The 13,767-nt window shown below is 50.5% G+C and carries 14 protein-coding genes; 1 reads left to right on the top strand and 13 read right to left on the bottom strand.

The window, feature by feature from the left end; translation table 11 throughout:
* Window positions 1–192 precede the first annotated feature (192 nt).
* Entirely contained in the window at window positions 193–513 is a 321-nt protein-coding gene (locus IJ22_RS06590) for a hypothetical protein (protein ID WP_062408051.1), read from the top strand.
* A 93-nt stretch (window positions 514–606) separates the two neighbouring features.
* Here IJ22_RS06590 and hrpB read toward each other — a convergent pair whose 3' ends face one another.
* The 13 genes from hrpB to IJ22_RS06525 form a co-directional block, all read right to left on the bottom strand.
* Window positions 607–3,108: an ATP-dependent helicase HrpB gene (hrpB, locus tag IJ22_RS06585; RefSeq protein ID WP_201023596.1), complete on the bottom strand. Its 2,502-nt coding sequence runs from the start codon at window positions 3,106–3,108 to the stop codon at window positions 607–609.
* An 83-nt stretch (window positions 3,109–3,191) separates the two neighbouring features.
* Window positions 3,192–3,725 (bottom strand): chromate transporter, encoded by a 534-nt coding sequence (locus IJ22_RS06580; RefSeq protein ID WP_062408049.1) that lies wholly within the window; start codon window positions 3,723–3,725, stop codon window positions 3,192–3,194.
* Window positions 3,726–3,743: 18 nt separating this feature from the next.
* Complete coding sequence (locus IJ22_RS06575) at window positions 3,744–4,394, bottom strand: chromate transporter (protein WP_082660709.1); 651 nt, start codon at window positions 4,392–4,394, stop codon at window positions 3,744–3,746.
* Window positions 4,395–4,666: 272 nt separating this feature from the next.
* On the bottom strand, window positions 4,667–5,089 hold the full coding sequence (locus IJ22_RS06570; protein ID WP_062408047.1) for a YmaF family protein: 423 nt from the start codon (window positions 5,087–5,089) through the stop codon (window positions 4,667–4,669).
* Between the two features lie 218 nt (window positions 5,090–5,307).
* A complete protein-coding gene (locus IJ22_RS06565; RefSeq protein ID WP_062408046.1) occupies window positions 5,308–5,505 on the bottom strand; it encodes a YwbE family protein in 198 nt (65 codons plus the stop codon).
* A 476-nt stretch (window positions 5,506–5,981) separates the two neighbouring features.
* On the bottom strand, window positions 5,982–6,431 hold the full coding sequence (gene nikR, locus IJ22_RS06555; protein WP_074728475.1) for a nickel-responsive transcriptional regulator NikR: 450 nt from the start codon (window positions 6,429–6,431) through the stop codon (window positions 5,982–5,984).
* Between the two features lie 131 nt (window positions 6,432–6,562).
* Window positions 6,563–6,718 carry a hypothetical protein gene (locus tag IJ22_RS26470; RefSeq protein ID WP_162492396.1) on the bottom strand — a complete coding sequence of 52 codons (156 nt, stop codon included), beginning with the start codon at window positions 6,716–6,718 and terminating at the stop codon, window positions 6,563–6,565.
* Window positions 6,719–6,780: 62 nt separating this feature from the next.
* On the bottom strand, window positions 6,781–8,136 hold the full coding sequence (locus tag IJ22_RS06550; protein WP_139170816.1) for a cytochrome P450: 1,356 nt from the start codon (window positions 8,134–8,136) through the stop codon (window positions 6,781–6,783).
* A 138-nt stretch (window positions 8,137–8,274) separates the two neighbouring features.
* Window positions 8,275–8,718, bottom strand: a complete 444-nt coding sequence (locus tag IJ22_RS06545; RefSeq protein WP_054818157.1) for a YlbF/YmcA family competence regulator — start codon at window positions 8,716–8,718, stop codon at window positions 8,275–8,277.
* Window positions 8,719–8,745: 27 nt separating this feature from the next.
* Window positions 8,746–10,224, bottom strand: coding sequence for a tRNA (N6-isopentenyl adenosine(37)-C2)-methylthiotransferase MiaB (gene miaB / locus IJ22_RS06540; RefSeq protein WP_062408044.1), 1,479 nt, complete (start codon window positions 10,222–10,224; stop codon window positions 8,746–8,748).
* 95 nt (window positions 10,225–10,319) lie between these two features.
* Window positions 10,320–10,889 (bottom strand): phosphate propanoyltransferase, encoded by a 570-nt coding sequence (pduL, locus tag IJ22_RS06535; RefSeq protein ID WP_062408042.1) that lies wholly within the window; start codon window positions 10,887–10,889, stop codon window positions 10,320–10,322.
* A 106-nt stretch (window positions 10,890–10,995) separates the two neighbouring features.
* The gene (locus tag IJ22_RS06530; RefSeq protein WP_054818122.1) at window positions 10,996–11,862 is read right to left on the bottom strand and encodes a 2-oxoacid:ferredoxin oxidoreductase subunit beta; all 867 of its coding nucleotides are present in this window, start codon (window positions 11,860–11,862) and stop codon (window positions 10,996–10,998) included.
* Window positions 11,850–13,601, bottom strand: coding sequence for a 2-oxoacid:acceptor oxidoreductase subunit alpha (locus tag IJ22_RS06525; RefSeq protein ID WP_074728473.1), 1,752 nt, complete (start codon window positions 13,599–13,601; stop codon window positions 11,850–11,852). The genes IJ22_RS06530 and IJ22_RS06525 overlap by 13 nt, the downstream gene beginning before the upstream one ends.
* Between the last annotated feature and the right edge of the window lie 166 nt (window positions 13,602–13,767).

Raw genomic sequence — 13,767 nt, 5'->3', positions numbered from 1 at the left:
TCGTCTCCTTTTATCCATTTTATTACTAATTATATCGCTCTCTGAAGAAAATGCCTAATCCCATGAAAACAGCTCCGGACCCGGTGCTCGACCAAGGTCCAGTTAACGAACCGTCTTCGGACGGTTTTCAGCCAGCCGCCCTTCGTTTACAATAAAAACAAAGACAATCCGTAAAAGGACGGGTGAACAGCGATGAAATGGAATATAAAAAGCGTGAGCGGTGCCGTTATGATCGTGATCGGGGTTTGGGGATTAATCGCTTGGGGCGGATTGGCCGCTCTGCTCGCTTATCTGGTCGCTCTGGTGATGGTCGGCTTCGGCTACAAGCTGTGGATGGAGGCGGATTCCACTTTGAAAAAAGTCTGCAGCGCTCTGATGATGGCCGCCGGGGTCGGACTGATGCTGTATTGGCTGTTGAAGCTGCTCAATTTGGTGATTGCCGCAGTGTTGATCTATTTGGGTTGGCGGCTTCTGCGCAGCGGCCAAACGAGATCGAATGTTTTCCGCTATTAGCATAAAGCAAGCCGCCCGGGAAATCCGGTGCGGCTTTTCCTATGTCCTTTGCGATGGGGCAAATTCAGGTATCATCCATAACAGCCGCCGGGCTTATGCCTGGTTTCGCGGCTTGGCGCGATGCGTCGGAATGGCGGCGAGCGGATCATCCGGCCAATAGTGCTTCGGATACCGCCCCTTCAAATCTTTCTTCACTTCAAAATAAGCCTCCCGCCAAAAGCTTGCTAAATCCCTCGTCACTTGTACGGGGCGTTGCGCCGGGGACAGCAGGTGCAGCACAAGGGGCACTTTCCCCCCTGCGATACGCGGCGTCTCCTGAAGTCCGAACAGCTCCTGCAGGCGTACGGCCAGGACAGGTGCGTCGGGATCGCTGTAATCGACAGGAATGCGCGAGCCGCTCGGCACCACGATATGTGTCGGGACACTCTCATCCAAGGCTTGCTTCTGCGGCCACGACAGCATGGATTCGAGCGCAACCGTCAGATTCACCCGCTGAAGATCGTCTCGGCTTCTCATGCCATACACATGCGGAGCAAGCCAGTGTTTCAGGCCGGCGATAAGACCGGACTCCGATACGTCAGGCCAATCGGGATGATGCCTCTGCATGTAACCCATACGCTGACGCAGCTGTTTGGCCCCTTTGGTCCATGGCAGTATGGTTAAGCCTTCCTCTGCGATTCCGTCAAGCAATGCCTCCAGCCATTTATCCGGATCCGGGTTTGACAGAGGTTCCTCCCGCAAAACCAGCGCTCCGAGCCGATCGCACCGTCTTGACCTAACCGACTGGGAACCGCCATCCCAGGCGACCGTATCTTCCGTTACAATACGTTCCGCATGATGTCTGTATATGACATCCGCATCCAACGGAGCCGCCAAGTGAATTCGGCTCTCCGCTCCTTGATCATCAAGCTCGGCCGCAACTGCATAAGGCGCATAAGATAAGGGCTGCTGTGTTCCGAAGACGGCCCCCCGACCGCTGCTGAGCAAATAACGTCCGCCGCCTCTTCTTTGTGCTATCCGGTCCGGGTAAGCGTAAGCGAGCAGCCAGCCGCACGCTTCGGCAATTGCCGCTTCCTGCTGCAGCGGTAATCCGAGCGAATGCTTCCAATGCTTGGCTTCCATCTTCACTCTTTGCCTGATCGAGGGGTCGACCGTAACCCCGGCAGGAAGTGCCTCCGGGCGGGCCAGCGCTTCCACGCGCAGCCTCAAATCCGCATCGGGAACGCCAGCCTCAAAGCGCAGCATGTCCCGTTCGCTAAGCAGCGCCGCAAGTTCGCAAGCCAGCCCTCCATAGCCCAAAGGAATCGCCTGAAGCACCATATGCGCCAATCTGGGCGTCATCCCGAGCTCCACCATCCGGCGTCCGTAAGCCGTGATCGCTCCCGCTGCATCGAGTGCGCCAAGCTGCTTGAGCAGGTTGCGGCCCTGTGAGTACGCAGCGGCCGGCGGCGGATCCAGCCAGGATAACTGTTCCGGATCGGACACGCCCCAGGCGGCCAACTCGAGCGCCAGCGGAGCGAGATCGGCTTCCAATATTTCCGGCGTTGTATACTGCGCGAAGTTTCTCTCTTCCTGTTCCGTCCACAGCCGAAAGCATAGGCCGGGTGCCTGACGGCCCGCCCGCCCGCGCCGTTGATCCGCTGAAGCGCGGGAAACGGGCACCGTCTCAAGCCGAGTCATTCCTGTACGCGGCGAGAAGCGCGGCACCCGCATCAACCCGCTGTCCACAACTATCCTTACCCCTTCCACGGTGAGGCTGGATTCGGCGATCGACGTCGCCAGTACAATCTTGCGTTCGCCGGGACCGCATGGCGCCACCGCGCGATCCTGCGCTTTCTGCGGCATTTGGCCGTACAGCGGAGCCACTCGGATATTAGCTCCCAAGTTCATGCCGGCCAGGAGACTTTCTACCCGCCGAATCTCGGCAGCACCCGGCAAAAAGACCAGAAGATCGCCTTCCCCTTCCGACAGCCCGCGGATGATTTCCCTTACGACCACAGGTTCTATTCGTCCTTCCGGCCGACGGCTCAAGTATCGGGTCTCCACGGGAAAGCTTCGGCCTTCACTCACGATGACCGGCGCATCATGCATCAGCGCGGCTATGGGCGCGGCGTCCAATGTGGCGGACATCACCAGCAGCCGCAAATCCTCACGAAGAACAGCCTGGGCTTCCAGACATAAGGCCAGTCCCAGATCGGCCTGCATGCTGCGCTCATGATACTCGTCAAAGATGACGAGTCCTACCCCTTCCAGGGAGGGATCGCTCTGCAGCATACGGGTCAATACCCCTTCGGTGATGACTTCGATTCGCGTTTTGGTACTGACGTTTGTATCCGAACGCACCCGGTATCCGACGGTCTCTCCCACCTGCTCTCCAAGCATCGCAGCCATGAAGCGTGCAGCGGCCCTTGCGGCCAAACGCCGGGGCTCCAGCATAATGATCTTGCGGGAGCCAAGCCAAGGCTCGGAAAGAAGCTCAAGCGGTACGCGGGTCGTCTTCCCTGCCCCCGGCGCAGCAATCAGCACCGCGTTGGTATGCGTTTTTAATTTGTCCTTCAATTCCGGAAGGATCGATTCTACAGGCAGTTTCAACAATGAGCATCACTCCGATAATCCAACAATCCAACCCTCATTGTACCACAAGCAGAAGCAAGAAAAACGTATTCATTCAGTTATTGTTAAAAGAATGCAATACCGAGCAGTCCTGACAAGACGATCACCGCAAACGGGTGCATCCGGTATTTCAGCAGCGCAATAATACAAAGCGCCATGATAATCAAGGTACCGGCTGTTTGCCAGGAAAGCAAACCGGAACCACCGTTCGGTATGCCAAAGTGAATCGCTGCGTAAATAATCATTCCCGTCACTACAGGCTTTAATCCGTAAAACGTCGCTTTCACCCAATCGGCCTTTTGCACTTTATAAAAGAAAGCGGAAATCAGAATGATAAGCAGCAGAGAAGGAAGAATCATTCCCAGTGTGGAAACCGCCGCTCCGGCGAGACCGGCCGTTTTATAACCTATTAAGGTTGCGCTGTTGGTGGCAATCGGTCCAGGCGACATCCCCGCAAGTGCCACCAGTTCGGAAAATTCCTTTTCGGAAATCCACCCGTATTGAAGAACTTGATGACGGATGACAGGGATCATCGCATAGCCGCCGCCAAACGATACGAACCCGATTTGCAAAAATACATAAAACAAGCTCCAAAGCATAGGGGACACCCCGATCCGTCAAATCCCGTCGGCTATATAATAATCCGCATATTTATAGCCCGTAGATGTCGTAGTTGCTGCAGCTTCTTTATTGTAGCGCACAACAACCCCAAGTTTGTTTTTAATAAGAACAAGTAAATGTCCGATGATGAGCCCGGCGACAATGACAAGCAGAGGGGACAAATGAAACACCAGCAGCAGGACGACCGTACATGCTGCCGTGACCAATGTCGTTCGATCCACCACGGATGATTTGCCCATGTTGTATGCCGAGATGATAATTAACGCCGCAATCGCGCCTTGAATGCCTTGAAATGCCGCAGTTGCTTTTGGATAATCAACCACCTGGCTGAAGCCAAGGCTCAATAAGAACACGATAACGAACGTCGGCAGTGTCATGCCGGCTACCGCCGCCGCAGCTCCCGGAATTCCCGCCAATCGGTACCCGATGAATGCGGCTGCGTTGACCCCGATTCCTCCCGGCGCCGACCCGGCCACCGACAAGACTCCACTCATCTCATCCTGCGTAATCCAGTGCCGCTTATTGATGACTTCCCTTTCGATGGCTGGAATCATCGCGTATCCGCCGCCGAAGGTGACAGGGCCGATTTTGAAAAATGTCCAAAATATATTCGCCCATTGGTTGAAAGTATGTTTCCGGCTTTTCACGAGACTCCCTCCCCGCTTTCCAATATCGCACCTCTATTATACCTAACTTTATTTCAATTTGGAATAATCAATTCGTCTATTTTTGGAATGATGCCAATAAAAACGAAAATTTCTTTCAATTTTATTTAAAATAAATAGTATATAATCCATTTTTATCTAGTGTTTTATCCATAATGGAATAATGTAGGTAAACTCATCAGAATACACTGAATTCGTCGGAATTAAAAAAGACTCGGCCCATGAGCCAAGTCTCTTCTTTCAACACTCTATCCTTACCCCTCTGCAGGTTCGTAGCCGAGTCCGGTTCCGGTAAATCCCTTAAATTCATGGGTATGCGGTTTTATCCGGCTTACCGTAACATAATAGCCTTTTTTGAACTCAAAAGGTTCCTCGTCAACAATAGCGTCTATGTCATGATAATGCGAGCCGTCCGGCAGCGGGATTGCGCAACCTGTCCTTCCGATGAAACGATGAAAGTGTCCGACAGCTACTGAAGTATGACCTTGATATGTATGCACATGCTGATCCGTCGCGCTTCCGTTGACCGGATAAGTAAAAAATTCGACGAGATGGACATGGCCAAGCACGAGTGAGGACCATCCCTGAAACAAATGGGCATGCGAAGGTGGTCTTTCCGGATACAACGGCAGTCCATTACAATGATCCAAAGAGGCTGATCCAGGTCCTTTGCTCATTTGCCCTTTTTACCTGCTATCCAGAAAGCTAAAATCACAAGAGGAATCAAAATAAACCAGGGAATGTTGATTGTACTCCGTGTGATCCATGCGAAGACAAAAACAACAATGAAGCCGATCACAAGGTACAGACACCCTCTGCCGAACGTTTCCATCCGCAAACTCTCCTTCCCTCTGCTGTTTTCATTGTACGCGGGAAGGCTGCAAACTATTTCTATTCAGGGCTTGATGATTTGCTTGACTCGTCCGACTTGGCCGTCTGTCAGCCTCACTTTAATGCCATGCGGATGCACAGATGACTTGGTCAGCAGATCCTTTACGATTCCGCGGGTCAGCTTGCCTGTTCGCTGATCCTGCTTCAGCACAATATCCACTTCCGCACCTGGCGCTATATCTTTACGATTACGTCCGTCCATTGCGTTTACTTAGCCTCCGGCAGAGCAAGCCAGCCATTAAAGATCGCATAGTAAAAGAAGAAGGCGCTAATGAATCCAAGAGCTATGAAAAGAAATCCCAAGGTCTTTTTTTTCTGAAAAAATAGAACAAAGGAAACACTGAAGAAAGAACCCATCACAATCAAGCAAAGCAGCAGTATGATTGTCGCCATGTAACGTATAGACCCCTTTCGGTTGCGGATAGCTGATTTTTGCTTTTGTCTATCAAAATACCACAATTCCGTTCGAAAAAATACTTCGTCCTGCGTTATTCGATGACAAATTTATGAAAGAAGCAAGAGGATTTTTTCCCTAGTGTCCCCTTCTTCACCTATTCTGCTCTTAGCCGACAGCCCGTCAGCCGAACCTCCTTTGCTCCATTCATGGAGCCTACCCTATTTTCATCCCGCGTTCGTAACAAATGAGGACCCGGTTAGCGATAACTCCGGGTCTTTGATTTATGTATGCTGATGCTTTGATCCGGTTGATCCGTGTTCATCCACGTAAGTAACGGATAACTCCGCGTATAAAACGCCCTTTTGCACCTGAATTTTTTGCTTTAACTCTCTTAATTCGGAAAGATTGCCGCGGACAGCGATAATCTCCAGACATTGGTCGTGGTTCAAATGCACATGCATTGTCGAAATAATAGAATGATGATAATCGTGCTGCAGCTCCATCAAATATAAGGGGAGATCCGTCACATGATGATCGTACACCATCACAATCGTTCCCGCCACAAGCTGATCCCCCGGCAGCCCCCCGGGTTCAAGGAGCACTCTTCTCACCAAATCCCGTATCGCTTCAGATCGATTGGTGTAACCTTGGTCCGTAATGTACTGGTCAAACTGCTTAATCAATTCCTCCGGCATCGATACGCCGAACCGGGTTAAAACGTCTTTTTCCACCGGGATTCACCTCATCTCACATCACGCTTACCGCTATATTGTAACACAACTGTCCGACAAGATGAATTCCGGGGACTTTTCCCCCACCCATTCAAAGACCCTCAAGTCTCGAACCGGAGAAGGGTCCATTTTTAGGGTTGCTCTACTTCGTATTGCAGGTCGTTCAGCTCTTCCAATAGCTGCTGTTTCTCCGTTTCCGTGAGAATGGAGTGGGCATTGATTTCATCCATCAGAGCCTTAAGCTCGGCCTCATTGTTCGGGTGTATCGTAAATCTGACGAGATCCACAACAAAGCCTCCTTTCAAGTCTAAATTTTCTGTAAAAAAAGCATATCCGCTTTTCCCGTATTTTATTCCTTTCTTGCTGTCACCACCATTTTCAGGCCGTTCTTAGGTCGAAGTGTCACAAGGGGTTCCGGCCGCACCTCGTGGTGATCGGGCGCTAACCGCAGCTTGTAACGGCTCCCGATGGTTGCAAGAAGCAGCGTAGCTTCCATCAGAGCGAAATGATTGCCGATGCACACCCTTGGACCGCCGCCAAACGGAAAATAGCCAAACTGAGGAATTTGCTTGAGCAAGTCCCCTTCAAACCGCTCTGGAAGAAACCGGTCTGCCTCCTCATAATATTTGGGGTTCCGGTGCATGACGAATTGGCTCATCATCAAGGTGTCGCCCGGCTTGTAAAGGCGTCCGCCAATCTCAACCTCCTTGACCACTTGACGGTTCACGGCCCAGACAGCAGGGTACACCCTCATGGACTCCCAGACGATCTGCCGGGTGTACTTCAATTGGTCTATATCGTCATGTGTCGGCCTGCGGCCGCCCAGCACACGATCCAGCTCTTCATGAAACTTCTGCTCCGCTTCCGGATTCTGAGAAAGCAAATACCAGGTCCAGGACAGCGTGTTTGCCGTCGTTTCATGTCCAGCCAGAAAGATCGTCATCACCTCATCGCGAACCTGCTTATCACTCATCCCCGTTCCCGTTTCTTCGTCCCTGGCCTCCAACAGCATGGACAGCAAATCTTCTCTGTTGGCATCAGGCTTTTTGCGCCGCTCTTCAATAATACCGAGGATGACACGGTCCAGCGTTTGGGCCGACCGCTTAAACTCCACATTACTCTTGGTCGGAATGGATTCCGGAATATCCAAAAACGACGAGGCCTTATGGCTGACATATTTCATCCCGACTTCAATCGCACGGCCGATTTCGTTTATACCGCTTGTAATACCTGTTCCAAACATCGTATGGGTGATGATATCGAGCGTCAGCTGCATCATGTCCTCCGTTACGATGCGCGTCTCGCCGGGCCGCCAGGTCTGCAGCATGTGTTCCGTATAGTCCACCATCGCTTCCGCATACTGGCCGATCCGATCCTTGCGAAAGGAAGGCTGCAGCAGCCTTCGCTGCCGCATATGCTTTTCGCCTTCGCTCGTGAGAATCCCTTCGCCCACAACCGCTTTGGCCGTTTGCAAGCCCTTCGCCTTATGAAATGCGTGCTGCTTGGTAAGCAAAATGTCCTTGATCTGCTCCGGGTCACTGATCAAATAGACATGACGGGACGGCCCAAAGCGAATATACACTACATCTCCGTATTCGCGCTGCACTTTCGTAAGAAAACCCAAAGGGTCTTTTCGAAACGCAAACAAATTACCCGAAAAGGGCAGCCCCTTAGGACCCGGTATAGGATTCATCGTCGTTGACATTTTCGTACTCCTTCCACTTTTTTCTCAATAGTATCTATTTTCCGCTCCAATCATATACCAGACTCTGTAAAATAAAAAGACCGACATGCGCCCTATGACAATGCACAATCGGTCCTATAGTTACATCTTGGTTATATCTTAGTCACTGCAGGAGGAGCTGGTTACCGTTCCTTGCTCAACCGTAATCGTTTCTGAAATCGTATCTCGAATCACTGTCATTACAAGCTGAAGCAGATAGTTGATATCCTCCTGAGACTGCTTGAACTCACTTACGATCGGAATCGCGTCAAGCTCATTTTGCAGTTCCTCGATTTCCTTCTCGATTTTGTCCACCATTTTCTGATTCTGGAAAGTCTCGAAAGCTACGATTTCCTTCTGCTTTTTCTTAATGGCGCTGATCAGTGACTGGATATGATCGTTATTGGCGATCTGCTTCTCAGCCTTTTGAAAAAACTGAACCTCGTTGGAAGTAGACAAAAGTGCCGCAAGCTCCTTCGCTTTGGCCATAATATCCTCACGGACGATTAGATCCTTGTTGTGGTACAATTCCATGCCGCAATTCGTATATTTTTGCTCCGCCATATGCGTCACACGCCCCTAATCTTTAACTTAATGAACTATCGCTTCCTGCACCCATTCGCCTTTGATATAGAACGTCGGGGTTTCTGTAATTTTCACTTGCACAAACTTTCCGATCAACTCCTTCGGCCCTTCAAAATGCACCAGCTTGTTCGTACGCGTGCGGCCGGCCAATACGTTCGGATTGTTTTTGCTCTCGCCCTCAACCAACACTTCAAGCGTTTGGCCCTTCAGCTTCTCGTTGCTAGCCTTACTGAATTCATTAAGGACATTGTTGAGGCGGTATAATCGTTCTTTTTTCACTTGAAGAGGAACATTATCTTCCATATCCGCAGCGGGCGTGCCTTCCCGGGGAGAATAAATGAACGTAAACGCGCTGTCAAAGCCAACTTCACGCACAAGCGAAACGGTTTCCTCGAATTGCTCCTCGGTTTCGCCGGGAAAACCCACGATAATATCTGTCGTCAAGACGACATCGGGGATTGCTTTCTTGATTTTGCTCACCAGCTCCAAATAACGCTCACGCGTGTACTTGCGGCTCATTCGCTTTAAAATTTCGTTGCTTCCCGATTGCACCGGAAGGTGGATATGCTCCATCAGGTTGCCTTTCTTAGCCAGCACCTCGATCAGGTGATCGTCAAAATCGCGCGGATGCGAGGTAGTGAAGCGGACCCGCGGGATATCTATTTTACGGATATCGTCCATCAAATCCCCAAAACGGTAATTGGAATCTTCAAAATCCTTCCCGTATGCATTTACATTCTGGCCGAGCAGCATAATCTCCTTAAAGCCCTGCCGCGCCAAATCGCGTACCTCTGCAATAACATCTTCCGGACGGCGGCTTCGTTCCTTTCCGCGCGTATACGGCACGATACAGTAAGTACAGAACTTGTCGCAGCCGTACATAATGTTGACCCATGCTTTGATTCCTTCGCGCTTCTTAGGCAGGTTCTCGATGATGTCGCCTTCCTTGGACCATACCTCAACAACCATCTCTTTGCTGAACATCGCTTCTTTCACCAGAACAGGCAGGCGATGGATGTTGTGCGTACCGAAAATCAGATCAACGAACGGATGCTTCTTGAGAATGCGGTTCACCACCGCCTCTTCTTGAGACATACAGCCGCAAACGCCGAGCAGCAGCGACGGTTTCTCCGTCTTCAGGTGCTTCAAGTGGCCGAGCTCGCCGAATACCTTATCTTCCGCGTTCTCCCGAACGGCGCATGTATTCAGCAGAATAATATCCGCTTGCCGGCGGTCCTCGGTCGCTCGATAGCCCATCTGCTCAAGCAAGCCCTTGATCGTCTCCGTATCATGCTCGTTCATTTGACAGCCGTACGTTTGAATCAGATAATACTTGTCCTTCCCGAGCTCACGCAGCTCTTCGGGGATGTTGAAATCGTAATGAACCTCAATGTCTTCTTTCCCTCTTTTTTTGGCGTCTGTGAGAGAAGGAGGCTGAAAATATATCGAATAATCTTTCTCGGATTTTTGTTTTGTCGTCGTCATTCCTCGAATTCCTCCTGAACTGCAATTTGCCGCGAAGATCATACCCTTTATTATATCATTAATACGGCATGCATTTCAAAAGAATCCTCCGCATCCTACGACAATATAAAACCGATATCCCCGGTCTTCACGCCCGCGGCGTTGGCTTCATCGGTATCAATGTGCATATCAAGCGCAAATTGATCTGAAACACGGGCGATAACCTGCTCGAATGTAACCGCGCGTTCCCCCTCAATTCGAACGGTCAGCTTCTGTTTATCCGTAATGCCCCACTTGGCCGCATCGTCTGTATGAAAATGAATATGTCTTGCCGCTACAATAACCCCCTCCTCCAGTTCGACCTCCCCGGCAGGGCCAATAACTCTGATCCCCGGCGTTCCCTCAATATGCCCCGATTCTCTTACAGGCGGGTCGATCCCCAGTGTAAAGGCATCGGTTCGGGATATTTCCAGCTGCGATCGACTGCGCGCCGGACCAAGAATGCGGACCTTATCTATTTGCCCTTTGGGGGTAACGACAGTAACCGTTTCTTTTGCCGCAAACTGTCCGGGCTGCGACAGCTCTTTCAGCACTTGAAGTTCATAATCCGGACCGAACAGCAGCTTAATATGCTCCTTCGATAAATGAATATGTCTTGCGGACACACCGATAGGCACCTGCTTCATACCCTACACTCCTTTTTCTTCCGCCTGCACTTCTCTTCACATTATACCCAACCCAAGCGAAAAAAGCATACGGCCAGCGCCGTATGCTTTAATAAAGTTCGGAAAATTATTTAAATTCAGCCACCAATTTTTCAAAATCTTGTTCGCTGATCTTCAAGTCTTGCTTAGCAAGTCCTTCTGGCTTAAAGCCGGCGACCAAATTCTCATAGCTCTTTTTGGTTTTATCTTGATAGATCAAACCGGTAACCAGGCTGTTGGTTTCCATGATCTTGGTCATTGCTGCAATACGATTGGACGGATCGTAATCCGGCGTCTCCTCCAGATCAACGATATGCTCTTTGAACCACTCATAGGTATTCACTTTATTGAATGTAACACATGGGCTGAATACGTTGATAAAGGAGAAGCCTTCATGTTTAATTCCTTCTTCGATCAACGTAGTCAACTGCTTCAAGTTACTCGAGAACGATTGACCTACGAACGTTGCGCCTGCAGCCAGAGCCACTTCCAGCGGGGACAGTGCGGATTCGATCGAACCTGAAGGGGTCGATTTCGTCTTGAAGCCCTCAGCGCTGCGCGGAGAAGTCTGACCTTTGGTCAAGCCGTAAATTTGGTTGTCCATGACAATGTAGGTAATGTTAATGTTACGGCGGATCGCATGAACCGTATGACCCATACCGATGGCAAAACCGTCGCCGTCGCCGCCTGCCGCGATAACGGTCAATTCGCGGTTAGCCATTTTCAAGCCTTGTGCGATAGGAAGCGAACGTCCGTGAACACCATGGAACCCATAAGCATTAATGTAACCGGAAATCCGGCCGGAGCAGCCGATCCCTGAGACAACGGCAAGCTGTTCCGGTTCCAGACCGACATTGGCAGCCGCTCTTTGAATCGCCGCCTGTACGGAGAAGTCACCACAGCCCGGGCACCAGTTCGGTTTGATATTGTTGCGGAAATCTTTTAACGTTGCCATACAAGGTTCAACTCCTGACAGTATTTTGTGATTTCAGCCGGCAAGAATGGGTTACCGTCATATTTCAGCATGCTCTTGATTTTATCGGCATAGCCTACGTTAAGTTTGATCAGAGAAGCCAGTTGGGCCGTTGCGTTGTTCTCAATGACAATAACGTTTTTCGCTTTTTCAATATAAGGCTTCAGTTCCTCAGCCGGGAACGGATGAAGCAGGCGAACCGTGATGTGGTTCGAGGTGATGCCTCTGCCGTTCAAACGGCCTCTGGCTTCGTCGATCGTTCCGCCGGTGGATCCCATACCGATGATCAGGAGATCCGGATTTTCATGCTGAGCATCCACTTTGATCGGATCGGTTACTTTCACATGCTTCAACTTAGCCATCCGTTTGTCCATCATCTTTTTGCGGTTTACCGGGCTTTCGGACGGACGGCCGTCTTCAGCATGCTCTACCCCTGTCACGTGGTGAATGCCATACTTTTGACCAGGCAGCGAACGAGGGGAAATGCCGTTCTCAGTGAAAGCATAGCGCTTGAACATTTGATGCTCTGCAAGCTGCGGCAGATCGCCTGTTTGCAATTCTCCGCGGTTAATTTGAATTCTATTGTAGTCGAGCAGTTCGCTCGTTTGTTTGCCCAGCGACAATTGAAGGTCTGTAAGCAAAATGACAGGACATTGATAAATTTCAGCCAGGTTAAACGCCTCAATCGTATCGTAGAAGCATTCTTCAATGGTAGAAGGAGACAATACGATTTTCGGAATTTCACCATGTGTCCCGTGAATCATGGCCAACACGTCGGATTGCTCTTGTTTGGTAGGAAGTCCCGTACTCGGACCGCCGCGCTGCGTATCGACGATAACGACAGGCGTTTCCGTCATACCGGCAAGACCGATCGCTTCCATCATCAGAGACAAGCCGGGGCCAGCCGATGCCGTTAATGCGCGAACCCCGCCGTAATTGGCTCCAATCGCCATCGTACAGGCCGCAATTTCATCCTCGGTTTGAATGACCGTACCGCCAAATTTCGGCAGCGTCTTGATCAGATATTCCATGATCTCGGAAGCCGGGGTGATCGGATAAGCAGGCATGAATCGGCAGCCTGCGGCTACTGCGCCTAGACCAATAGCATCGTTACCGATCATGAACAGCTTCGTTTTGCCATCTGCAGGCTCCAATTGAAACTCCGGAAGAGGACCGCCCGTAAGTTCAAGCACAAATTCCGCCGCTTTACGAACCGCTTCTACGTTCTTTTCAACAACAGCCGCGCCCTTGCGTCCGAACTCTTCTTCCACCGCTTTATTAAATACTTCGAGAGGCAAACCGAGCAGTGCCCAGGATGCGCCCGAAGCAGCCATATTCTTAAACAAGGAAGTGCCCAATTCTTCAGCGATTGCCGTAATCGGAACCGGGAACAATCTGGCTTTCACGCCTTCAGGAACTACCGGATTTACTTTTGCATCGGCAATAATGACGCCGTTCTCACGCAGCTCGTGCGCATTCAAATCAATCGTCTCTTGGTCAAAAGCTACGAGTATGTCCAAATCGTCAGAAATGGCTCGAATCGGTTTTGTACTGATTCTGATTTTGTTGTTTGTGTGCCCGCCCTTAATCCGCGAGGAAAAATGACGGTAGCCGTACAAGTAGTACCCAAGTCTGGTCAATGCCGTGGAAAAAATTTTATCGGTACTTTCCACGCCTTCCCCCTGTTGTCCTCCGACCTTCCAAGATAATTGGCTAATCACCGTTGTCCACTCCTTTTAAATTCGCTGACGCTGCAGCTTGACACTAAAACGCTTGTGAAGCGAGATAAAAAATTTTTCTCACCTGTCAAACAAATTTTATGCCGTAAAGCATTAAAAAGCAAGGGTTTAGAGCATTTTTTAAAGATAGTTATTTTAGATTAAATCC

The sequence above is a fragment of the Paenibacillus naphthalenovorans genome, assembly GCF_001465255.1.
Lineage (GTDB): Bacteria > Bacillota > Bacilli > Paenibacillales > NBRC-103111 > Paenibacillus_G > Paenibacillus_G naphthalenovorans.
Note: the sequence above shows the minus strand (reverse complement) of the source record. Positions and strands in the feature narration are given on the sequence as shown.